The 22,770-nt window shown below is 70.9% G+C and carries 22 protein-coding genes; 13 read left to right on the forward strand and 9 right to left on the reverse strand.

Translation table 11 applies throughout. The features are described from left to right. Window positions 1–101 precede the first annotated feature (101 nt). The 4 genes from SGFS_RS43330 to SGFS_RS43345 all read left to right on the forward strand — a co-directional run bounded on the left by SGFS_RS43330 (window position 102) and on the right by SGFS_RS43345 (window position 3,925). Complete coding sequence (locus SGFS_RS43330) at window positions 102–338, forward strand: DUF3311 domain-containing protein (RefSeq protein WP_286257880.1); 237 nt, start codon at window positions 102–104, stop codon at window positions 336–338. Between the two features lie 71 nt (window positions 339–409). After that, a complete protein-coding gene (locus SGFS_RS43335) occupies window positions 410–2,563 on the forward strand; it encodes a carbon starvation CstA family protein (protein ID WP_286257881.1) in 2,154 nt (717 codons plus the stop codon). After that, window positions 2,560–2,757 carry a YbdD/YjiX family protein gene (locus tag SGFS_RS43340; protein ID WP_286257882.1) on the forward strand — a complete coding sequence of 66 codons (198 nt, stop codon included), beginning with the start codon at window positions 2,560–2,562 and terminating at the stop codon, window positions 2,755–2,757. The genes SGFS_RS43335 and SGFS_RS43340 overlap by 4 nt, the downstream gene beginning before the upstream one ends. A 214-nt stretch (window positions 2,758–2,971) precedes the next feature. Beyond that, window positions 2,972–3,925, forward strand: a complete 954-nt coding sequence (locus tag SGFS_RS43345; RefSeq protein ID WP_286257883.1) for a hypothetical protein — start codon at window positions 2,972–2,974, stop codon at window positions 3,923–3,925. Window positions 3,926–3,931: 6 nt separating this feature from the next. Here the strand turns inward: SGFS_RS43345 and SGFS_RS43350 are convergent, their stop codons facing one another. From SGFS_RS43350 to SGFS_RS43360, 3 genes are all read right to left on the reverse strand, one after another. Then, a complete protein-coding gene (locus SGFS_RS43350; protein WP_286257885.1) occupies window positions 3,932–4,735 on the reverse strand; it encodes an SURF1 family cytochrome oxidase biogenesis protein in 804 nt (267 codons plus the stop codon). Between the two features lie 77 nt (window positions 4,736–4,812). After that, entirely contained in the window at window positions 4,813–5,046 is a 234-nt protein-coding gene (locus tag SGFS_RS43355) for a hypothetical protein (RefSeq protein WP_286257886.1), read from the reverse strand. 196 nt (window positions 5,047–5,242) lie between these two features. Then, window positions 5,243–6,241 carry a DEDDh family exonuclease gene (locus tag SGFS_RS43360; protein ID WP_286257889.1) on the reverse strand — a complete coding sequence of 333 codons (999 nt, stop codon included), beginning with the start codon at window positions 6,239–6,241 and terminating at the stop codon, window positions 5,243–5,245. A 239-nt stretch (window positions 6,242–6,480) separates the two neighbouring features. Between SGFS_RS43360 and SGFS_RS43365 the strand changes: the two genes are divergently transcribed. The 6 genes from SGFS_RS43365 (at window position 6,481) to SGFS_RS43390 (ending at window position 12,371) form a co-directional block, all read left to right on the forward strand. Continuing rightward, window positions 6,481–7,296 carry an acetoacetate decarboxylase family protein gene (locus SGFS_RS43365; protein WP_286257891.1) on the forward strand — a complete coding sequence of 272 codons (816 nt, stop codon included), beginning with the start codon at window positions 6,481–6,483 and terminating at the stop codon, window positions 7,294–7,296. Beyond that, complete coding sequence (locus tag SGFS_RS43370; RefSeq protein WP_286257897.1) at window positions 7,287–8,171, forward strand: SDR family NAD(P)-dependent oxidoreductase; 885 nt, start codon at window positions 7,287–7,289, stop codon at window positions 8,169–8,171. The genes SGFS_RS43365 and SGFS_RS43370 overlap by 10 nt, the downstream gene beginning before the upstream one ends. A gap of 12 nt (window positions 8,172–8,183) precedes the next feature. Then, window positions 8,184–9,467, forward strand: coding sequence for an amidohydrolase family protein (locus SGFS_RS43375; RefSeq protein WP_286257898.1), 1,284 nt, complete (start codon window positions 8,184–8,186; stop codon window positions 9,465–9,467). Beyond that, window positions 9,464–10,714 (forward strand): amidohydrolase family protein, encoded by a 1,251-nt coding sequence (locus SGFS_RS43380; RefSeq protein ID WP_286257899.1) that lies wholly within the window; start codon window positions 9,464–9,466, stop codon window positions 10,712–10,714. Before SGFS_RS43375 ends, SGFS_RS43380 begins: the two co-directional genes overlap by 4 nt. A 113-nt stretch (window positions 10,715–10,827) precedes the next feature. After that, entirely contained in the window at window positions 10,828–11,703 is an 876-nt protein-coding gene (locus SGFS_RS43385; protein WP_286257901.1) for a sterol desaturase family protein, read from the forward strand. Next, complete coding sequence (locus tag SGFS_RS43390) at window positions 11,700–12,371, forward strand: lysoplasmalogenase (protein ID WP_434028147.1); 672 nt, start codon at window positions 11,700–11,702, stop codon at window positions 12,369–12,371. The genes SGFS_RS43385 and SGFS_RS43390 overlap by 4 nt, the downstream gene beginning before the upstream one ends. Window positions 12,372–12,482: 111 nt before the next feature. On the opposite strand, the gene SGFS_RS43395 is transcribed toward SGFS_RS43390, so the two are convergent. The 4 genes from SGFS_RS43395 to SGFS_RS43410 all read right to left on the reverse strand — a co-directional run bounded on the left by SGFS_RS43395 (window position 12,483) and on the right by SGFS_RS43410 (window position 18,337). After that, the gene (locus tag SGFS_RS43395) at window positions 12,483–13,505 is read right to left on the reverse strand and encodes a CopD family protein (RefSeq protein ID WP_286257903.1); all 1,023 of its coding nucleotides are present in this window, start codon (window positions 13,503–13,505) and stop codon (window positions 12,483–12,485) included. Between the two features lie 179 nt (window positions 13,506–13,684). Further along, window positions 13,685–15,100 (reverse strand): CoA transferase, encoded by a 1,416-nt coding sequence (locus SGFS_RS43400; protein ID WP_286257904.1) that lies wholly within the window; start codon window positions 15,098–15,100, stop codon window positions 13,685–13,687. Between the two features lie 150 nt (window positions 15,101–15,250). Next, the gene (locus tag SGFS_RS43405; protein ID WP_286257905.1) at window positions 15,251–16,768 is read right to left on the reverse strand and encodes a S8 family peptidase; all 1,518 of its coding nucleotides are present in this window, start codon (window positions 16,766–16,768) and stop codon (window positions 15,251–15,253) included. Between the two features lie 39 nt (window positions 16,769–16,807). Beyond that, window positions 16,808–18,337 (reverse strand): S8 family peptidase, encoded by a 1,530-nt coding sequence (locus SGFS_RS43410; RefSeq protein ID WP_286257906.1) that lies wholly within the window; start codon window positions 18,335–18,337, stop codon window positions 16,808–16,810. A gap of 404 nt (window positions 18,338–18,741) precedes the next feature. Here SGFS_RS43410 and SGFS_RS43415 point away from each other — a divergent pair, with 404 nt between their 5' ends. From SGFS_RS43415 to moaA, 3 genes are all read left to right on the forward strand, one after another. Continuing rightward, on the forward strand, window positions 18,742–19,098 hold the full coding sequence (locus SGFS_RS43415; RefSeq protein ID WP_286257908.1) for a DUF485 domain-containing protein: 357 nt from the start codon (window positions 18,742–18,744) through the stop codon (window positions 19,096–19,098). Beyond that, window positions 19,095–20,720 carry a solute symporter family protein gene (locus SGFS_RS43420; protein ID WP_286257910.1) on the forward strand — a complete coding sequence of 542 codons (1,626 nt, stop codon included), beginning with the start codon at window positions 19,095–19,097 and terminating at the stop codon, window positions 20,718–20,720. Before SGFS_RS43415 ends, SGFS_RS43420 begins: the two co-directional genes overlap by 4 nt. Before the next feature lie 147 nt (window positions 20,721–20,867). Continuing rightward, entirely contained in the window at window positions 20,868–21,857 is a 990-nt protein-coding gene (gene moaA, locus SGFS_RS43425) for a GTP 3',8-cyclase MoaA (protein WP_286257911.1), read from the forward strand. Here the strand turns inward: moaA and SGFS_RS43430 are convergent. Next, on the reverse strand, window positions 21,854–22,105 hold the full coding sequence (locus tag SGFS_RS43430) for a hypothetical protein (protein WP_286257912.1): 252 nt from the start codon (window positions 22,103–22,105) through the stop codon (window positions 21,854–21,856). The two genes, moaA and SGFS_RS43430, sit on opposite strands and share 4 nt — an antisense overlap. 219 nt (window positions 22,106–22,324) lie before the next feature. Next, a complete protein-coding gene (locus SGFS_RS43435; protein ID WP_286257913.1) occupies window positions 22,325–22,711 on the reverse strand; it encodes a DUF3099 domain-containing protein in 387 nt (128 codons plus the stop codon). Between the last annotated feature and the right edge of the window lie 59 nt (window positions 22,712–22,770).

Genomic DNA, 22,770 nt, shown 5'->3' on the forward strand with positions numbered 1-22,770 from the left:
ACGAATCGGCGGGAAATCTTCTGGAAATTCGCTGTCAACCGGATCCGGCGGGTGGGCAACTCTTGCACAGACCCACAGCGATCGGGAGAGGAGCACAGCCCATGGCACGCAACGGTCACCAGCGGCTACGGCGCGTCGCGATCGCCGTACTGCTCCTCGCGCCCGCCGCGGGACTGCTCTGGGTCCCCTGGTACGCCGGTGCCGAGCCACGGCTCGCGGGCACGCCGTTCTTCTACTGGTACCAGCTCGCCTGGGTCCCGGGATGCGGCCTCTGCCTGCTCGCCGCGTACGCGCTGACGGACCGGCACCGTCACCGCGACCGACATCACCGTCGCTGAGCCGTACCTCCCTTCTCCGCAGCACCCCTGCAGCACCCTGCTTTGCACATCCGTTGAGGTCAGGAGCCGCCATGCCCACATCAGCCATGCCCGAATCCGGTCGCGAGGCGCCGGAAAAGTCGCGAATATCAGCTAAATCGATCGCGATCTGGATCGCCGTCGCAATCGTCGCCACGATCGGCTGGGCCGTGCTCGCCCTGTCCCGGGGCGAGGAGATCTCGGCCGTCTGGCTGGTCGTTGCGGCCCTCGGCTCGTACGCGATCGCCTACCGCTTCTACTCGCGGTTCATCGCCCGCCGGGTCCTCCGGGTCGACGACACCCGGGCCACCCCGGCCGAACGCCTGGAGGACGGGGTCGACTACCACCCCACCGACAAGCGGGTGCTTCTCGGCCACCACTTCGCGGCCATCGCTGGTGCCGGACCGCTGGTCGGCCCGGTCCTCGCCGCGCAGATGGGCTATCTGCCGGGCACGATCTGGATCATCGCGGGCGTGATCTTCGGCGGCGCGGTGCAGGACATGGTCGTCCTGTTCCTCTCCATGCGCAGGGACGGCAAGAGCCTCGGCCAGATGGCCAGGGACGAGATCGGCAAGGTGGGCGGTGCCGCCGCGCTGATCGGCGTCTTCGCCATCATGATCATCCTGCTCGCGGTGCTCGCGATGGTCGTCGTCAACGCGCTCGCCGAGTCCGCGTGGGGCACCTTCTCGGTCACCATGACCATCCCGATCGCCCTCTTCATGGGCTTCTACCTGCGCTACCGGCGACCCGGCCGGGTCGTCGAGACCAGCTTCATCGGTGTGGCCCTGCTGCTGCTCGCCATCCTCGGCGGCGGCTGGATCCAGAACTCCTCGCTCGCCGAGTACTTCGTCTGGAGCCCCGAGACCCTGGTCTTCTGCCTGGTCGGCTACGGCTTCGTCGCCTCCGTGCTCCCCGTGTGGATGCTGCTGGCCCCCCGCGACTACCTGTCGACCTTCATGAAGGTCGGCACCATCGCCCTCATGGCCGTCGGCGTCGCCATCGCCGCCCCCCACCTCAAGGCCGAGTCGGTCACCGACTTCGCCACCAACGGCGCCGGACCGGTCTTCGCCGGGTCCCTCTTCCCCTTCCTGTTCATCACCATCGCCTGCGGCGCCCTGTCCGGCTTCCACGCCCTGGTCTCCTCCGGCACCACCCCGAAGCTGATCCAGAAGGAGTCCCAGGTCCGGCTGATCGGCTACGGCTCCATGCTCACGGAGTCCTTCGTCGCCGTCATGGCACTGATCGCCGCCTGTGTCCTCGAACCCGGCCTGTACTACGCGATGAACTCACCCGTAGCCCTGCTCGGCCCGACCGTGGAGAGCGCGTCGGAGGCGGTCAGGAACCTCGGCTTCACCATCACCCCGGACCAGCTCACCGCCGCGGCCAAGGCCGTCGAGGAGCAGTCGCTCGTCGGCCGTTCCGGTGGCGCTCCCACCCTGGCCGTGGGCATGTCGGAGATCTTCTCCGGGGTGTTCGGCGGCGCCGGGATGAAGGCCTTCTGGTACCACTTCGCGATCATGTTCGAGGCCCTGTTCATCCTCACCACGGTGGACGCCGGCACCCGCGTCGGCCGCTTCATGCTCCAGGACATGCTGGGCAACGTCTGGAAGCCCATCGGCCGCGTCACCTGGAAGCCGGGCATCTGGATCACCAGCGCCATCGTCGTCGGCGCCTGGGGCTACTTCCTCTACGCCGGTGTCACCGACCCGCTGGGCGGCATCAAGCAGCTGTTCCCGCTCTTCGGCATCGCCAACCAGCTGCTCGCCGCGGTCGCCCTCGCCGTCACCACCACCGTGCTGATCAAGTCCGGCAAGCTGCGCTGGGCCTGGGTCACCGGCGTCCCGCTGGCCTGGGACGTGGCCGTCACCTTCACCGCCGGCTGGCAGAAGCTCTTCTCCGACGACCCGAGGATCGGCTTCTTCGCCCTGCGGGACAAGTACGCCGAGGCCATCGACAAGGGCCGGCTCCTGCCGGGCGCCACGAACATGGACGACATGCACACGATCGTGCTCAACAACACGGTCGACGGCGTGATCATGGCGATCTTCCTGCTGCTGGTCCTCACGGTCCTGGCCAACTGCGCCGTGGTCTGCGTCCGCGCCGTACGCTCCCCGGTCCCGCTGCCGACGACCGAGGCGGCCTACGTCGAGTCCCGCATCGACGTTCCGGAGCGGTCGGGCGAGGAGCTGGTGGGAGCCCGCCGATGACGGCCAGGACCGCCCGGCACTGGGTGCGGACCGTGCGCTGGTACCTGCGGGAGCTGACCGGGGAGGCGGAGTACGACCGCTACTGCGAGCGGCACCGCCGCCGGCACCCACAGGCACCGGTGCCGACACGACGGGAGTACGACGCGATGCGGACCTCATACAGGGAGGCCCACCCGGAGGGCCGCTGCTGCTGACGCACCCGGAGGTGGGGCAGCCGGGCCGCCGGCCCGGCTGCCCGTCGTAGCTGCGGGCGTTCGTGCCGCTGGGGCGGCACCCGTCCCGCAGAGAGCGGTACCCGGCAAGCGCCGGTGAGCGAAACCAGCCCAGCCCAGCCCAGCCCCGGCGCCGGGCGCCTTCCAAGGCCCCGGCGCCCACCCCTCACCACCCCCGACCCGACCGGATCCAGAGATGCTGAGACGTAGACCCTCCCTCCTGATCCGCCCCGAACTCGACGACGACCGCCTGCACACGACCCTGACCGACCTCCGCCCCGCCCAGCAGCTCCACGGCCTCGGCGCGGGCCGCACCCGCCCCCTCTGGGAACCGGTGGCCGACCTGCTGCGGGCGACGGGCCGCGACTGGGACCGCAGGGCGCACCGGATCACCGTCCTGGCCCACACCCTCCCCGCCGCGGTCTCCCAGCGATGGGTCACCGAACGCCCGGCCGACGGCGACGCCCTCGTGCTCCGGGCCTGCGTCGAGACGGACCGTGCGCCGGCCGGCGACCACGCCGCCGTCCGCCGCGCCGAACACACCTGCCTCCGCGCTGCCGAGGGCTGCCCCGAGGACCCCACCCCCTGGCTGGCGCTGCTGTCCCTGATGTACACCTGCGCCGTACCCGTCAAGGACGCCGTGCCCGTGTGGACGGAGGCCGTCAACCGGGCACCCTGGCTCCGGGCGTCGTACCACCGGCTGCTGCGGTACCTGTCGCCGCGCGGGCACGGCACGGTCCCCGACATGATGGACTTCGCCTGGCAGGCCGCCGCCCGCGCCCCGCACGGCTCACCGCTCGCCCTGCTCCCCGTGGCGGCCCGCGTCGAACTCATGGCGCATCGCGGGGCGGAGACGCCCTTCGAAACCCTCGGTTCGGGCGGCAACTGGAACGAGCCCCGAGCGGTCCAAGAGCTCGACCTGGCCCTCGAGAACTGGTTCGACGCCCGCGCCGTTCCTCACGCCGAAGCCGTCACCGACCTCAACGTCCTCGCCTTCGCCCTGACCCGCGCCCACCGCCCGGACGAGGCCGCCCCCGTCTTCCAGCGACTCGGCCGCCATATGACCCGCCACCCGTGGGACCTGCTGCCCGACCCTGAACGCACGTTCGCCTACTGGCGGGACAGATCGAACGGCCGCCGCGGGACATGAGGCGGGCTACGCCGGAGTGGGCGCGGCCTCCTTCTCCTCCGCCGCGTCCTCCGCGGCGGCCGCCTCCGCACGGTCGCGGGCCTCGCGGCGGACGAGGAACACCCAGCCGACGGGGACGCCCAGGGCGAAGAGCCACCACTGAAGGGCGTACGCGTAGTTCAGCGCGGCGTTCTCGTCGCCGGGGCTGCCGAGCTGTTCCGGGGTGTCGCCCTTAGGCTCGGGCGCCGTCTGCGCGAGGTAGCCGCCGAGCACCCGGAGGCCGAGGCGCTTCGCCTCCTGCGCGCTGTCGATCAGCATGATCTGCCGGTCCGGCAGCCCCTGGAGGTCCTTGATGCCGCTCGCCTCGGTCGTCTCGTCGGGCATCAGCCGCCCGGTGACGGTGACCTCGCCGCGCGGCGGCGCGGGGATCCTGGGGAACGAGGTCTCGCCCAGACCACCCGACGGGATCCAGCCCCGGTTGACGAGCAGGACCTTGCCGTCGTCGAGCACGAACGGGGTCAGGACGTGGAAGCCCACCTCGTCGTCGGCGTTGGTGCGGCGCCGGACGACGACCTCGTCGTCGGTGTCGAAGCGGCCCTTCGCGGTCACCGTGCGATAGCGCTCGGCGCTGGTGACGGTGTGCCCGGGGGAGGTCAGCCGCTCCACGGGCACCGGCTTCGCGGCCAGCGCGTCGGCGACGAGCTGGTTGCGCGCACTGCGCTCCTCGTAGCGATGCATCTGCCAGATGCCCAGCCTGACCATCGTCGGGATCAGGATGAGCGAGAGCAGCGTGAGGATCACCCACTGCCGGGACACCAGGAAGCGGTACACCCCACGACCGTACCTCCGGCCTGTGGGGTGCTTCGCGGCGGGTACCGGGTCGGGCTCCTCGGACGCTGCCGACCTCCTCAGACGCTGTCGACGATCTCCGCCTTCCCCTCCGCCCGCGCGCAGTGGGCACCGCAGTACCAGTGGCCCTCGACCTCGACGCCCTGGCCGATGATCTGGACGCGACAGTGCTCGCAGATGGGGGCCATGCGGTGGATCGCGCAGGAGAAGCAGTCGAAGACATGCACCGCGCCCTGCGCGTGCACCTCGAACGTCATGCCGTAGTCATTGCCACATACTTCGCATCTCGCCATGCGCCACAGGGTGGGCCGTCACCGCCGCGCGGGCGAGCGGGCGGTGGGCGAGTCGCGCGGCAATCACCCGTCCGTACGGGTCATCCGTCCGTGCGGGTCGTCCGTCCGTGCGGGTCATCCGTCCGTGCGGGTCATCCGTCCGTACGGGTCGTCCGTCGTGCGGGTCGTCCGTCGTGCGGGCCGCCCGACGTACGGATCATCCGTCGGCGGGCTCCACATCGCGCAGCAGCTGTCCGAAGGCGGCCTCGTCGATCACGGGGGTGCCGTACTGCCGGGCTTTGACCACCTTCGACGTGCCCGAGTCCGGGTCGTTGGTGACGAGGAGGCTGGTCACCCGGGACAGGCTCGTCGCCACATGCAGGCCCGCCTCCACCGCCCGGTCCTCCAGCAGCTCCCGGTCGACGGAGGTGTCCCCGGAGAAGGCGACCCGCATGCCCTGCTTGAGCGGTTTGCCCTCTTCGTAACGGCCGGGGTTGGGGTGCGGGCACGGCGGCCGCTTGCGGGAGGGGCGCCAACTGCCCGCGCCGTAGCCCCCCGAGGACCGATAGCCGCCGGGGCCGGTCGCCTGGCGGCCGATCGAGGGTGACGCGGCCCACTCCGTGAGCGGTCGGCACTCCAGCAACGGCAGCCGAACGCCGTCCCGCGCCGCCGCGTGCAGACTCGGCCGGAACGCCTCCGCCAGCACCCGCGCGTCGTCCAGCGCGTGGTGCGCCCGCTGCTGCACGACCCCGAAGTGCGCGGCGAGCGACTCCAGCTTGTGGTTGGCGAGCGGCAGCCCCAGCTCCTTCGACAGCGCGATCGTGCACAGCCGCTGCCGTACCGGCGCCTCGATCTCCGCGCGCGCGTACTCCCGGGCGATCATCGACCAGTCGAAGACCGCGTTGTGCGCGACGAGCACCCGGTCCGCGAGCCGGGAGGCGAACTCCTCGGCGATGTCCCGGAACAGGGGCGCCCCTTCCAGCACGTCGCTCGTCAGACCGTGGATCCACACCGGACCCGGGTCCCGCTCCGGATTGACCAGCGTGTACCAGTGGTCCTCGACCTCGCCCCGCGCGTCCAGTCTGTACACGGCCGCGGAGATTATCCGGTCGTCCCGGGCCAGCCCGGTGGTCTCCACGTCGACGACCGCGTACCCCTTCGGATACGCGGCCGGCCAAGGTGCCTGGGACGCTGCGGTCGTACGGTCTTCGAGCATGGTCAATGAGGATACGGGCCGGGACCGACAGCCCTGTCCCGGACTCCGGCCGAGAGCCCCCGACCGTGCTTTCCCTCAGGTTCCCCGCCACGTCCGCCTGTTCGGACGGGACGCGTGGGACGAACCTCCGTACGCCGGCCCGGCGAACCCGCGTACGCACGGCTATGGACCTTTCGACCCCCCGGTGCAAGCGTGCTCCGCGCCCGGCGGACTCGTCGTCTACGAAGGGCGGTACGGCAATGGCACGCGTACGGTACGGGGCGCGCACCGAGGCGGAGACCGCCGCCGCGCGCGCCGCGAGCACGAGGCTCCCGGACATCTGGTCCACCGGTGTGGTGGCCGTCTGGGAGAGCGACCCCGACGTGGTCGCGGCGGTGCTGCCGCCGCCGCTGAAACCCACGTCCCGGCCGCTGGTCCGCGTCAACATCAGCAAGGTCGAACTGCCCGGATATCCGCTGGGCGCGGGCTCGTTCGCGGTCGCCGCCGCGCACGACGGCGTCGAGGGCTGGTATCCGCTCGTCATGCCGATGACCCACGAGCGGGCGCTGATCGGCGGCCGTGAGGTGTTCGGCGAGCCCAAGAAGCTCGGCGAGGTCGTCGTCGAGCGCGACGGGCCGGACGTCCGCGCGTACTTCGCCCGCCACGGCATCCGCTTCGTGGAGGTGCGCGGCACGGTCGACGGCGTGCTCCCGCTGCCGGAGCCCGCCCGGAAGACCGACTTCTACTTCAAGTTCCTCCCGGCGGTGGATGGTTCCGGCTTCGACGCCGACCCCGTCCTCGTGCACTGCGAGCGCAATGAGCGGCTGCGCGGGCTGGAGCGGGTCACCGGCGAGGTCGTGCTGCGCGAGTCCCCCTACGCCCCGGTCGCCGACCTGCCCGTCCGTCGTCTCCTCGGCATCACCCTCGGCGAGAAGACCGGCGACCAGCGCGGCCGGGTCGCCGAACGGGTCGACGGGCGGGCCCTGTTGCCGTACATCCACCAGCGGTACGACGACCCGCGCCAGATCCTCGACGCGCCACCGGAGCCTTCACAGGGGAGCGCCCGATGGAGTTGAGAGACGGCCAGGTCGCCGTCGTCACCGGCGCGGCGAGCGGGCTCGGGCTGGCGATGGCCCGGCGGTTCGCGGCCGAGGGACTGAAGGTGATCCTCGCGGACGTCGAAAAGGGCGCACTGGAGAAGGCGGCGTCGGCGCTGCGCGCGGACGGGGCCGAGGCGCACGCGCGCGTGGTCGACGTCGGCGTCCGCGAACAGGTCCTGGACCTCGCCGGGTTCGCGTACGACACGTACGGCGCCGTCCATGTCCTGTGCAACAACGCCGGGGTCGGCTCGGGTGCCGAGGGCCGGATGTGGGAGCACGAGCCGAACGACTGGAAGTGGGCCTTCGAGGTCAATGTTTGGGGTGTTTTCCACGGCGTCCAGGCGTTCGTCCCGCACATGATCAAGTCGGGTCAGCCCGGTCATGTGGTCAATACGTCCTCCGGCGACGGCGGTATCGCCCCGCTTCCCACCGCCTCCGTGTACGCGGTCACCAAGGCGGCCGTCGTGACGATGACCGAGTCCCTGTACGCGCATCTGCGGGCGGAGCACGCGCGCGTGGGCGCCTCCGTGCTCTTCCCCGGCCCGCACATGCTGCGTACGGGCCTGTGGGAGTCGCACCGCAACCGGCCGGAGCGGTACGCCAAGGAACGGCCGCGCCGGACGCCGTACCGCAGCCTCGACCAGTGGGAGGCGGCGATGCGAGCGGCGGGCCGGGAGGTCCGGTTCACGCCGGTGGAGGAGGTCGCGGAGTTTGTCGTGGCCGGTATCCGCGCGGACCGCTTCTGGCTGCTGCCGCCGAGCGAGCACAGCGACACGCAGATCAGGGCACGGGCGCGGTCGATGCTGGACCGCGCGAACCCGTCGTACCTCGAAAGCTTCATCCTGGACTGAGAGGGGACTGTCGTGACCGACCGGGACCCGTACCTGATCATCTCCTCCGACTGCCACGCCGGGCTGCCCACCGAGGAGTACAGGCCCTATCTGGACTCCCGTTTCCACCGGGCGTTCGACGAGTTCCTCGCGGGCCGGGACGCGCGCCGGGAGGAGATGACGCGGCTGGGCATCCGCAACGAGGCGTTCGCGAACAAGTGGTTCGAGGACAACGAGGAGGGGCTGAGGGGTGGTTGGGACACCGCCCAACGGCTGAAGGAGCTCGACGGCGACGGGGTGGCCGCCGAGGTCGTCTTCCCGGACGCGGACGCCGTGGACAGCCGTACGGCCGCGCCCTTCGGGGTCGGCCTCGGCCTGTCCGGCGACCATGATCCGGAGCTGGGCATGGCGGGCGCGCGGGCGCACAACCGCTGGCTGGCGGAGTTCGTGTCCGAGCACCCCGAACGGCACTGCGGGGTGGCCCTGTTGCCGATCACCGGGCCCGTCGAGAGCGTGGTCGCGGAGATCCATCGGGCCAGGGAGTCGGGGCTCGGGGCCCTGATGATCCCGGCCATGTGGGGCACCAGGGAGCCGTACCACGACCGCCGCTACGACCCCGTCTGGGCGGCGGCAGCCGAGTGCGGGATGCCGGTCGTCACCCACTCGGGGTCGGCGCCGCGCGGTGAGTACGGCGACCATCTGGGCATCTTCGTCTCCGAGGTCACCTGGTGGCCCGCCCGTCCGCTGTGGTTCCTGCTCTGGTCGGGCGTCTTCGAGCGGCACCCCGGCCTGCGGTTCGGCGTCGCGGAGTCCGGCTGCTGGTGGCTCCCGAACCTCCTGTGGTTCATGGACCGCCTCTACCTGGGCGCGCACGGCGGCAAGAAACTCTCCCCCTTCAAGGAGCTGAAGAGCCCGCCGCACGTGTATCTGGACCGCCAGGTCTTCGTCTGCGCGACCAACACCAAGCGACGCGAACTCGCCCACCGGTACGAGATCGGCGTCGACAACATCCTCTGGGGCAGCGACTTCCCGCACCCCGAGGGCACCTGGCCCGACACGCGCGCGTGGCTGGCCCGCACCTTCCACGACATCCCGGTGGCGGAGACCCGCCGCATGCTGGGCCTCGCGGCGGCCGAGGTCTTCGGCTTCGACACGGCGAAGCTGACCCCGCTCGCCCGGCGCATCGGCCCGACCCCGGCCGAACTCGGCCAGCCCGACGACCAGAAGGCGGTCGAGGCGTCCTGGGCGCGCTCGCGCGAGGTGGGCCGCCACTGGCTGACGGACCACGACTTCCCGACCCTGGGGGTGAACCCATGAGCGCCACGAGTCCCGTGGGCGGTGACCGGTACACGGTGATCTCCGCCGACTGCCACGCCGGAGCCGACCTCCTCGACTACCGGCCCTACCTGGAGTCCCGGTACCACGACGCGTTCGACGTGTGGGCGGCGACGTACGTCAACCCGTACGAGGACCTGGTCGCCGACGCGGCCGACCAGAACTGGAACTCCGAGCGGCGGCTCGCGGAGCTGGAGCAGGACGGGATCGTCGCGGAGGTGGTGTTCCCCAACACCATCCCGCCGTTCTTCCCCTCCGGTTCGCTGATGGCGCCCGCGCCGGGCGCCGAGGACTTCGAGCACCGCTGGGCCGGGCTGCGCGCCCACAACCGCTGGCTGGCGGACTTCTGCGCGTCCGCGCCCGGCCGCCGCGCGGGCGTCTTCCAGATCCTCCTCAACGACGTGGCGGCGGCGGTGAAGGAGATCAGGTGGGCGGCCGGACAGCCCGGCCTGAAGGGCGGCCTGCTGCTCCCCGGCACCCCACCGGGCTCCGGCCTGCCCGAGCTGTACTCGTCGGCGTACGACCCGATCTGGGCGGTCTGCGAGGAACTGGGCGTCGTCGTGAACCACCACGCGGGCTCGGCCTCGCCGCCGCTCGGCTCCGAACCGGCCGCCCGTGCGGTCTTCATGGTCGAGACGACCTGGTTCTCCCACCGCGCCCTGTGGCACCTGGTCTTCGGCGGCGCCTTCCGCAGGCACCCGGGCCTCAGGCTGGTCCTCACCGAGCAGGGCTCCGGCTGGATCCCGGGCGTGCTCGACATGCTGGACTACTACCACGGCCGTCTGCTCGCCGCCGCCACCCAGGCGTCCACGGCGGAGTCCAAGTTCGGCGCCGGACTCGCGGCCTCCATGGGCAAGGGCCCGAGCGAGGTCTGGCACGACAACTGCTTCGTCGGCGCCAGCTTCATGCGTCCCCACGAGGTGCCGCTGCGCGACCGGATCGGCCTCGACAAGATCATGTGGGGCAGCGACTACCCCCACGACGAGGGCACCTACCCGTACACCCGCGAGGGCCTGCGCATCGCCTACGCCGGCCTCCCGAGGGACGAGGTCGCCGCGATGGTCGGCGGCAACGCGGCCCGCGTCTACGGCTTCGACCTCGACCTCCTGGACCCGATCGCGGCGAAGGTCGGCCCGACGGTGGAGGAGGTGGCGGAGCCGCTGGAGGAGGTGCCGAAGGACGCGACGAGCCCGGTGTTCGCGAAGGGAGGGTCCGTGCGGGTGTGGTGACGCGCCGCGCTCGCTTCTTGGCGGAGACCACCAAGAAGCAAGCGCGTACCCCAGAAAATACTTGTGGGTAACAACGTCTAGTCGCCGCCCACCTGCGGATCTACGGTCTCAGCATGCCGAACCTGCCCGATGTCGCGCTGTGGTCGATACCCGCCTTCGTGCTGCTCACCGTGGTCGAGGTGATCAGTGTCCGGGTGCATCCGGATGAGGAGGCGGCGGGGTACGAGGCGAAGGACGCCGCGACGAGCGTCGGCATGGGGCTCGGGAGTCTCGTCTTCGACTTCCTGTGGAAGATCCCGATCGTCGCGCTCTACACGGCGATCCACGAACTGACGCCGCTGCGCGTGCCCGTGCTGTGGTGGACGGTCCCGCTGATGCTGCTCGCGCAGGACTTCTTCTACTACTGGTCGCATCGCGGGCACCACGTGATCCGCGTCCTGTGGGCCTGCCATGTCGTGCACCACTCCAGCCGGAAGTTCAACCTGACCACCGCGCTGCGCCAGCCGTGGACGACCTGGACGGTGTGGCCCTTCTACGTCCCGCTCATCGCCCTCGGTGTGCACCCGGCGGCGCTCGCGTTCTGCTCGTCCGCGAACCTCGTCTACCAGTTCTGGATCCACACCGAGCGCATCGGCAAGCTGCCCCGGTGGTTCGAGTTCGTGTTCAACACGCCCTCGCACCACCGCGTCCACCACGCCTCCCAGGGCGGCTATCTGGACCGCGACTTCGGCGGGATCCTCATCGTCTGGGACCGGCTCTTCGGGTCGTTCGTCGCGGAGACCGAGCGGCCCGTGTTCGGGTTGACCAAGAACATCGACACCTACAACCCGCTGCGGGTCGCCACCCATGAGTACGTCTCCATCGCCAAGGACGTGCGGGCGGCGGGGAGTTGGGGCGAGCGGGCCGGGCGCGTCTTCCGGGGGCCGGGATGGCAGCCGGCGGCGGTGCGGTCCGCCGCCGCCGTCGAGGAGCGGGAGGGCGTCGCGTGAGAGTGGGCGGAAGGGGGATCCCGCTCGCCGCGTTCTGCCTGGTCGCCGTTGTGGACCTCGGCTCCCTGGCCGTCGGGTTCACCCCGGGGCACGTCGTCGCCAAGCCGCTGCTCATGCCGTTGCTCGCCGTGTACGCGCGCGTGTGCGGCGGCCCCCGGCTGCTGGTCGCGGCGCTCCTGTGCGGCTGGGGCGGTGACGTGCTGCTCCTCTTCGACGCCGAGCCCGCCTTCCTCGCCGGGATGGGCTGCTTCGCGGCGGGGCACGTCTGCTACCTCGTGCTCTTCGGCAGGCCCGCGCTGCGGGCTCCGGCCTGGGTGCCTCCCGCGTACGTCTTCGCTCTTCTAGCCACTGTCTCCGGCCTGTGGCCCGACCTTCCCGCCGACCTGCGCGTGCCCGTCGCCGGGTACAGCGCCCTGCTGGTGGCGATGGCGGCCGCGGCCACCCGTATGGGCCTCGCCGCGGGCATCGGTGGCGCGCTCTTCGTGCTGTCGGACATGCTCATCGCGACCGGTGTCGCCGGGTGGCCACAGTTGGCACGACCCGACCTGTGGATCATGCTCACCTATGTCGCCGCCCAGTTCCTGCTGGTCAGCGGCGTACTCAAGGCCCTCGGCACGCGATCCGCGCCCGCCCCGGCGTACGGTGAGACATCCACCGACACCCCCTGAGGGCATCTCCTGGGGCACCTCCCGAGCAACCGGCAACTCGCCCCGCGCGGCGGCGTCGCACCCGTCCGCGCGTACATCCCCGAGTGAAGGTCCTGGTCGTCCACCTGAGGTTCACCAGCGGATCGGCACCGGAAGCGCCGTCAGCAGCGCAGACACCGCGACGACCATGCCAAGCACCACCACCTCCGCCCGCGCGACAGCACAGGCACCGAGCGGGTCACCGGCGCGACGCAGCCGCCGCCGGGCCCACAGCGCGAGCACGGCGACGGCGGCCACGAGGAGCACCTTGGCGAGCAGGACACGCCCGTACGCCGTCTCCGTCAGCTGGGCCGGCGCGGTCCCCGGCGGCATCCGGCGCAGTGTGCTCCACATCCCGGTGGCGGTGACGGCGGCCAGCAGAATGGCAGCCACGCGCGCGTAGAGGCCCAACAACGCGGCACCGGCCGTTTCCGTGCGCCACGCGCGCGTGCCCAGCGTCCGCAGGACATGCAGCAGCCCGCCCGCCCACAGCGCCCCGCACGTCAGATGCACGAGTGTCAGCCCGCTGCCGACGAGCGGGCCGTACTCGGTCGTGGGATGGGCACGCAGCGCCTCCGCGATCGCGACGGCACCCAGGGGCAGTGCCTGGGCGGCCGGGCGGCGGGACAGCGCGAGCAGCCCCGCCGCCGCGAAGGCGTTGACCTCCAGGAGGGCGAGCCTGCCGTCCCGGGTCTCGTACAGGCCGCCGATGTCCATGTCGGCGGGGGAGTCCGGCACCAGATTGCCGGTCGCCACGACCGAGGCCAGCCCGAGCGCGGCACCGAATCCGGCGGCCGCCGCCCAAGGAGCCCAGCTCCGCGGCGCCTCCGAGGGCGCCCCCGGCACCCGCCGCCCCAACCACGCCGCGAACAGCTCGCCCGCCGGCACGCACAGCGCGGCCAGCAGCACCGCCCGCAGCAGACCGATCCCGCCGCCCCCGGGGACGGCGGCCTCGCCGGTGCCGTCCAGCGCGGCCCGCGGCCCGAACAACGGGACCATCGCGCCGACCATCACCAGAACGATCACGACGAGGGCCCGCCCGGTCCCGCCGCCGGGCCGCCGATCCGGCTCGTCCGCCGCCCCCGACTCCTCCGTCGTCCGTCTCGTCAGGCTCACCCCGAAAAGTTCACCAGCCGCGCCGGAGTCGGGCAAGTACGGGAAAGTGAACGATAGTTCGACATCCGCCCATACCTGTGACTCGAACCGACCGGCGACTCAAACCCCACGCGCGATTCCTCTCCGGCGACCAGGCCGCCGGACCGTTCAGCAGCCCTACGGCTGGGCTGCTTCAAGGCTCAGTCGCCCAGCGCCCCGACCCATCGGGGGTCATCCCCGCCCCAGGGCCCCGGCCCCCGCCCCCAGTCGCCGGGCCCGTCCGCGAAGTCCACCGGCGACAGCGCGTACCGCAGCCGCCCCAGCCGGCTGTCCCGCTCGGCGAGCCATGTCTCCGGGCCGTCGTAGGACTCGGCTCCCTCCGGGCCGTAGGCGATCCCGTCCGTCAACCAGGCCGCCGTACGCGCGAGCGACAGGCGTGCGACCCGGCTGCCGCCGCCCTCCCGGCGCTCGGTCAGCGCCCGTAGTACGGCCGCCGCCAGCAGATAGCCCGTGCCGTGGTCGAGCGCCTGCGCGGGCAGCGTACCCGGCTGTTCCACGGATCCCTCGACCGCCGCGATCCCCGTGGCCACCTGCACCAGGCTGTCGAACCCCTGCCGCCCGGACCAGGGCCCGTACGCGCCCCACGCCGACAACTGCGCCACGATCAGCCCCGGCCGCCGCTCGACCAGAGCCTCGGGCGACAGCCCGAACCGGTCCAGGGCGCCCGGCCGGTACCCGGTGACGACGACGTCGGCCCCGGCGAGCAGTTCCTCGAACGCGCCGCGGTCGGAGGCCAGGTCGAGCGTCGCCGATCGTTTGCCGAAGCCCGTGTCGGCGTGCTGGTCGAGGATCTCGGGCATCCCGGGCGGGTCCACGCGGAGCACATCCGCGCCCAGCAGCGCGAGCGTCCGGGTGGCGACCGGCCCGGCGATGACCCGGGTCAGGTCCAGTACCCGTACACCGGTGGCGGGCAGCAGGGGCGGCTCATCGGAAAGCCCGGGCACGCGCGCGCGTGGAGCACTCCCCGACCGATCCGGCTGATCCGACCGCTCCCACTCCACCAGCGGCCGCCTTCTCACCGCCACCGCCTGCTCGTGCGCCGCCCACTCCTCGGGCGTCCGGAGCGCGACCGCGAGCCCTCCGGCCGCGTACACCGCCTCCTCGACCTCCAGGGCGCGGCGCTCGGCGAGCACCGCCTCGAGATCGGCAACCTCTCCGTCCGGCAGGTCCAGCGCCGTCAGCAACCGCTCCCGGTGATGCGGGTAGTTCGCGTGTGTACGCACCCACCCGTCCGCAGTCCGCCAGAACCGCGACAGCGGTGCGAACGTCACCGGCGCCCGTCCGTCGACCAGCAGATGCCGCTCGCTCACGAAGGCCGTGCCGACCGCCCCGTCGTCCACCCGCACCCGGGGCACCTCGCCGAGCCCCGCCCGTCGCGCCCCCAGCTCGGCCGCGGCCAGCGCACACGCACCCACACAGGCCCGCGCCAACTCCCGTACCGGCAGCCGGGCCCGCAGCACACCACCGCGTACGACCGGGGACACCCGGGAGACCAGTGCGGGATCGCCGCCCAGCGCCTCCCATGCGAACTCCATGGCTGTGTCTGTGTTTGTCATGATCGGAACTATGCCGTGTGGACGGAAGCGACATGGCCGCCAGTACGGCAAACGGGAACGGGAACGGAAAGGGCCGGGCGGTACGAAACCGCCCGGCCCCGATTCCCGCGGGGGGAAAGCCCTACTCGGACCTACTACCTGCCTACGTGCCTACCTGGTCACCGCGTCCAGCGCGTCCGCCGTGCCGAAGCCGTAGAAGCCGTTGTAGTTCTTCGGCCCCTCGCACACCGCGTCGACCTTGCCGTCCCCGTCGATGTCGTACGGGTCCGTGCACGGCGTGGCGTCGGCCTCCGCGTACAGCAGGGCCTTGACCAGCGCCGCCGGGGCGTGCGGGTGCTTCGACTTGATGAGCGCGGCCACGCCCGCGACATGCGGCGACGCCATCGACGTACCGGCCATGTAACCCCACTTGCCGCCGGGCAGCGGGCCCAGGATCAGACCGCTGGTGGCGGGCGGGGCCGGGGTCTGGTAGCGCGTCGAGTCGCCGCCGGGCGCGGCGATGTCGATGACACCCAGGCCGTGGTTGGAGAACGACGACTTGAGGCCCTTCGCCCCGGTCGCCGCGACCGTGACGACACCCGGCAGCTGCGTCGGTATGTCGAGGCACTCGGACGGGTCGATCACCCGGTCCGACGGCGTCGAGTCGTTCGGCGACACCGGGTCGGTGATCTCGTCGGCCGCGAGGTCGTAGTTCTCGTTGCCGGCCGCAGCGACGTTCACCGTGCCCTTCTTCTCCGCGTACCGCGACGCCCGGGTGATGGCGTCGACGAGCGCCTTCTGGTCCGGGTCGTTCTTGCAGTTGAAGTACCAGGGGTCGGTGTAATAGCTGTTGTTCGTCACGTCCACGCCGTGCTCGGCGGCCCACATGAAGCCGCAGACGACGGCCTCCGTGTAGAAGAACCCGGCCGTGGTCGACACCTTGATGCCGGAGACCTTGACGCCCGGCGCGACACCGGTGACGCCGACGCCGTTCTTGGCGGCCGCGATCTCACCGGCGACATGCGTGCCGTGCGGGCTCTCCTCGGCGCTCGGCCGCCAGGCCCCGTCGGTCGTGTCGGGCTTGCCCGTCACACAGTTGACCGACGCGTCGCGGTCGAAGTTCGGCGCGATGTCGGGGTGCGTGTCGTCGACGCCCGTGTCGATGACGGCGACCGTCACCTTGCGGCTGCCGAGCGACACCTTGTGCGCCTTGTCCGCCTTGATGGCCGGCAGATCCCACTGCAACGGCTCCAACGGGTCCTGCCCGTCGGCAGCGTCGACGTTCGCCACCTCCTCGGCGGTGAGCGCCTTCGGGGTGCCGAAGTCGTCCGTCGACTGCGCGGGCAGCGGCGCCGTACGGGTGGCACCGGCCGACTGCACGCCCCGCACCTTGCGGATCGCCGCCGCGAACCCGGCGTCCGAGGAGTGGACGACGATGACGCCGATCTTGTCGTACGACGTCACGATCGTGCCGCCCGCCTCGGTGATGGCCCTCTTCACATGAGCGGAAGGACCGTGCCCGGGGCGGACGTTGACGACATAGCTGAGCGAGGTCGCGTCGGCCGCGGCCGCCTGCGAACCTTCCGACGCCAGAGCCGTGGCGTTCGGTACGACGGCGAGAGCCGTCGCCAGGGCCATCCCCAGCGGAACTGCCACCAGGCGACGGGAGCGCTTGTGACGCACGGTCATGCTTTCTCCAATTCGAATGTCCCGGGCACGGGGGAGGAGTTACTTGACAGCCTTCAGGGCGTTCACGATGCCGAAGCCGTAGAAGCCGTTCCGCTGCTTGCCGCCCTTGCAGACCGCCTCGGGCGTGCCGTCACCGTCCTGGTCGTACGTCTCGGGGCAGGCCGTCTCGTCCGCCTGCGCCTTCAGCAGCCACTGCAGCTGCTGCGGGCTCGCCCACGGGTGCGTCGACTTCAGCAGCGCGGCGACACCGGCGGCGTGCGGCGACGCCATCGAGGTGCCCTGCAGGAAGCCGTACGCGCCGTTCGGCAGCGTCGACAGGATGCGGCCGTTCTGCGACGGCGTGTCGGGTATCTGGAACTTGCGGTCGCCACCCGGCGCCGCGATGTCGATGACGCCGTTGCCGTACGTCGAGTAGTACGACTTCTCGTTCTTCACGCCCGTCGCGCTCACCGTGACGACACCCGGCAGCTGGGTCGGCACATCGAAGCACTCGTGCGGGTCGATCGTGCGCGAGACCGGCGTGGAGTCGTCGGGGCTCGACTCGTCGAGGATCGCGTCGGAGTCCAGGTCGTGGTTGGAGTTGCCCGCCGAGGCCAGGTTCAGCGTGCCCTTGTTCGTGGCGTACAGCTGGGCCCGGTTGACCGCGTCGACGATCGCCTTCTGGTCCGGGTCGTCCTCGCAGTTGTAGAGCCACGGGTCCACGTAGTAGCTGTTGTTCGTGATCTCCACGCCGTGGTCGGCGGCGAACACGAAGGCGCAGACGACGCTCTCCGGGTAGAACAGGCCGTTCTTGCGGTCCGTCACATTGATGGCCGAGACCTTCACACCGGGCGCGACACCGGCCACACCGACACCGTTGCGGGCCGCGGCGATCTCACCGGCCACATGCGTGCCGTGGTAGTCGTCCGCGGTGTACGGCCGCCAGGCGCCCTCGGTGGTGTCCGCGACACCGCCGTCGCAGTTCGCGGACTGGGCGGCGGAGAAGTTCGGGGCGATGTCCGGGTGGGTGTCGTCGACGCCGGTGTCGATGACGGCGACCGTGACCCTCTTGCTGCCCGGGTTGATCTTCGCGGCCTTGTCGGCGCCGATCGAGCGCAGGTCCCACTGGTCGGCCTCGAGCGGCTCGGCGTCGGGGATGTCCGCCGAGGCGGCCTTCACCTTCGCGGCCTCGGCGGCCGTCAGGATGTCGACGGCACCCTCGTCCGTCGTACCCGCGGGCACCAGCGGCGTGGTGCGCGTGGCACCGGCGGACTGCACACCGCGCACGGCACGGATCGTCGGCCCGAACTCCGGGTTGGTCGAGTGGACCACGATCACGCCGATCTTGCCGTACGTGACGACGACCTTGCCGCCGGCCGCGGCTATCGCCTTCTGCACGGCGGCGATCGTGCGCTTGTCGGTCCTGGTGTTCACGACGTACGACAGGTTCGGGCCCTCCGCGGTCGCCGAGGCGGACGCGGCGAGCGGGGTCGCCGAGGCGACACCCGGCAGGAAGCCGAGCGAGGCGGTCAGCGACAGGACGACCGGCACCGCGAGAGCGAGACGGCGTCTGGAACGCAGATGAGCCATGGGGTCTCCACATCATCCGGAAACGAGAAAACCGCCCGGGACACAGATGGTGTTCGGGCAGGTACATGACTTAAGTGGTGCGCCCCGAAGCTATCCCGCGTCCTCGCTGGCCAGCAATGACTTCGGGGCGGAGTCACGGAAGTAGAGGGGTAACCCTCGCCGTAGGGCGTACGCGAGCGCTTGTCGGCAAGCGCTCACCGGACGACTTGCGAAAGAAACGCGCACGGTTGAACCGGTCCTCAGCCTCCGCCGTGACGTTGAGCAGGGAGCCCGAGCACGATCGTGCCCCCGCTCACCGTGAGGAACAGAGCCGACCCATGTCCGTACCCGGCCCGACGCCCGACCCGACCGCACCACCGTCCCCGTCCACCGCCCTGACCGCGGCCACAACGCGAGGAGACTCCGTGGCAACCGACGCACCGCCCCCCTCGAAGACAGAGCATCACCTCCCCTCCACCGAGGAGTTCGTCGAGGTCCAGGAGAGCGCTGAGTTCGGTGAACTGCGCCGCTCCTACCGCTCCTTCGCCTTCCCGCTGACCGCGGCGTTCATCACCTGGTACCTGCTGTACGTCCTGCTCTCCAACTTCGCGGGCGACTTCATGGGCACCAAGCTGTTCGGCAACATCAACATCGCCCTTCTCCTCGGCATCGCCCAGTTCGTCACCACGTTCCTCATCGCCTGGTGGTACTCGCGGCACGCCGCCGCGAAGCTCGACCCCAAGGCCGAGGCCATCAAGTCCCGGATGGAGGGCGGCGCATGAGCTCCGTACAGCAGACTGTTCTCGCGGCCGGCGAGGCCAGTGAACACCGGCCGCTGATCATCAGCCTCTTCGCGGTGTTCGTCGTCGCGACCCTCGTCATCACCATCTGGGCGGGCCGCCAGACCAAGGACGCCGCCGACTTCTACGCCGGCGGACGACAGTTCAGCGCCTTCCAGAACGGCCTCGCCGTCTCCGGCGACTACATGTCTGCCGCCTCGTTCCTCGGCATCGCCGGCGCGATCGCCCTCTTCGGCTACGACGGCTTCCTCTACTCCATCGGCTTCCTCGTCGCCTGGCTGGTCGCACTGCTCCTGGTCGCCGAGCCGCTGCGGAACTCCGGCCGCTACACCATGGGCGACGTGCTCGCGTACCGCATGCGCCAGCGCCCGGTCCGTACGGCGGCGGGTACCTCCACGATCGTCGTCTCCATCTTCTATCTGCTGGCCCAGATGGCGGGCGCGGGCGTCCTCGTGTCGCTGCTGCTGGGCATCACCTCCGACGCGGGCAAGATCGCCATCGTCGCCCTCGTCGGCGTCCTGATGATCGTGTACGTCTCCATCGGCGGCATGAAGGGCACCACCTGGGTCCAGATGGTCAAGGCCGTGCTGCTCATCGGGGGCACGATCCTGATTACGTTCCTGGTGCTGCTGAAGTTCAACTTCAACATCTCCGATCTGCTGGGCACGGCCGCCGAGCGCAGCGGCAAGGGCGACGCCTTCCTGGAGCCCGGCCTCCAGTACGGCGCGACCGGCACCTCCAAGCTGGACTTCATCTCCCTCGGCATCGCCCTGGTGCTCGGCACCGCCGGCCTGCCGCACATCCTGATCCGCTTCTACACGGTGCCCGACGCCAAGGCCGCCCGTAAGTCGGTGAACTGGGCCATCGGCATCATCGGCGGCTTCTACCTGATGACGATCGCGCTCGGCTTCGGCGCCGCCGCGCTGATCGACCAGAAAGAGATCACCGACTCCAACCCATCCGGCAACACGGCGGCCCCGCTGCTCGCACTGCACCTGGGCGGCGTGGACTCGACGTGGGGCGCGGTCCTGCTCGCCACGATCTCGGCGGTGGCCTTCGCGACGATCCTCGCGGTGGTCGCGGGCCTCACCCTCGCCTCCTCGTCCTCCTTCGCGCACGACATCTACGCCAACGTCATCCGCAAGGGGAAGGCCTCCGGCGCCGAGGAGGTCCGCGCGGCCCGCTGGGCGACCGTCTTCATCGGCATCGTCTCCATCGGCCTCGGCGCCCTCGCCCGCGACCTGAACGTGGCCGGCCTGGTCGCCCTCGCCTTCGCGGTCGCGGCCTCCGCCAACCTGCCGACGATCCTCTACAGCCTCTTCTGGAAGAAGTTCACCACCCAGGGCGCGCTGTGGTCGATCTACGGCGGTCTGATCGTCGCCGTCGGCCTGGTGCTGTTCTCGCCCGTCGTCTCCGGCGACCCGAAGGCGATGTTCCCGGACGTCGACTTCCACTGGTTCCCGCTGAAGAACCCGGGCATCATCTCCATCCCGTTCGGCTTCCTCATGGGCTGGCTCGGCACCGTCCTGTCCAAGGAGGAGCCCGACGCCGGCAAGTACGCCGAGCTGGAGGTCCGGTCCCTCACAGGCACCGGCGCCCACTGATCACTCACCGCCCGGGGCCGTCGTAGATCTCTACGGCGGCCCCGCGCCGCGTCTTGTGCGACAGGACCGGTGTTCTTGTCGGAGGCGTCACGTAGGCTCGCAGGTATCGACGAAATGATGATCCGTACAACGAGGGAGGGGGCCCACGTGCTCATCGACACCTACGGCCGAGCGGCCACCGACCTGAGGGTCTCGCTGACCGACCGCTGCAACCTGCGCTGTACGTACTGCATGCCCGAGGAGGGCCTGCAGTGGCTGGCCAAGCCGGACCTGCTCACGGACGACGAGTTCGTCCGCCTGATCGACATAGCCGTCCGCATACTGGGCATCACGGAGGTCCGCTTCACCGGCGGCGAGCCGCTGCTGCGCCCCGGCCTGGTCGGCATAGTGGAGCGCGTGGCGGCTCTCGCCCCCCGCCCCCAGATGTCCCTCACCACCAACGGCATCGGTCTCAAGCGCACGGCGACGGCCCTGAAGGCGGCGGGCCTGGACCGGGTGAACGTCTCGCTGGACACCCTGCGCCCCGACGTCTTCAAGACCCTCACCAGACGGGACCGCCACAAGGACGTCCTCGAGGGCCTGGAGGCCGCCCGCGCCGCGGGCCTGACCCCCGTCAAGGTCAACTCGGTCCTGATGCCGGGCCTGAACGAGAACGAGGCCCCGGACCTGCTGGCCTGGGCCGTGGAGCACGACTACGAGCTGCGCTTCATCGAGCAGATGCCGTTGGACGCGCAGCACGGCTGGAAGCGCGACGGCATGGTCACGGCGGGCGACATCCTGCAGTCGCTGCGCACCCGCTTCGACCTCACCCCGGAGGGCTCGGACGAACGTGGCTCGGCCCCGGCGGAGCGCTGGCTGGTGGACGGCGGCCCCCACCGCGTCGGCGTCATCGCCTCGGTCACCCGCCCGTTCTGCGCGGCCTGCGACCGCACCCGGCTCACGGCCGACGGCCAGATCCGCACCTGCCTGTTCGCCCGCGAGGAGACGGACCTCAGATCCGCGCTGCGCTCCGACGCCCCCGACGAGGAGATCGCCCGCATCTGGCGCCTGGCGATGTGGGGCAAGAAGGCGGGAGCGGGCCTGGACGACCCGTCGTTCGTCCAGCCGGACCGGCCGATGTCCGCGATCGGGGGCTAGTTCCCGGCTTCCCCGTTCTGTGCCTGGGGTTCCTGCCAGTCCTCGAACTTGACGACGTCCTTCAGGAACCCCCGCACACCCAGGAACTGCGACAGATGCTCCCGGTGCTCCTCGCACGCGAGCCATGTCTTGCGCCGCTCCGGCGTGTGCAGTTTCGGGTTGTTCCAGGCGAGCACCCACACCGCGTCGGCACGGCAGCCCTTGGCGGAGCAGATGGGGGAGGAAGAGGCGGCAGGGTTCAGAATCACGGTCCGACCCTAATCGCTGAAAAGGCGACGCCGAGCAGCCACGGGGGGAGCTGCCCGGCGTCGGTCTGTCGCTCCGACGGGGGATGCGGAGCGCGTACGAAGTATGTCACGGGTAAGCCTCGTCACGGCACTGGAACAACATGATTGATCTGAGGTTTTCTTGAGCTTCGCGGGGGACCGGATTCCGCTTCGGCCCGGCCCTCGACGCTCTTCCGACCCTCAGGCCCGCTCGCGCGGCCCGCTCCGGTCGCTCGCCGCCGCTCCGCCCGCGGCGCCTTCCGGACCGGATTCCGTGAACCCGTCCGTGCGCGGCGGCGCGATCATCGGACGGCCGGGGGCGCGCACGAACGTCGACGGCAGCGAAGGCGCGTTCTCCCGGCCCGCGTTGGCGATCACCACCGAGATGTACGGCAGCACCGCTCCGAGCACCAGTGCGACGACCGCGACGTGCCGTTCGACGTTCCACAGGGCCGCCGCGGCGATCACGGAGAGGGTGCGGACGGACATCGAGATGACGTAGCGCCGCTGCCTGCCCCGTACGTCGTCGGCGAGCCCCTGCCGGGCCCCGGTGATCCGGAAGACCTGGCCGTTGCTCCGCTTCCGCATCACGTTCCACCACCCAGTCGCATCGGACACTTCCGGCCCGCACATCGGGTCCGGCCCGC

The organism is Streptomyces graminofaciens (assembly GCF_030294945.1).
GTDB lineage: Bacteria > Actinomycetota > Actinomycetes > Streptomycetales > Streptomycetaceae > Streptomyces > Streptomyces graminofaciens.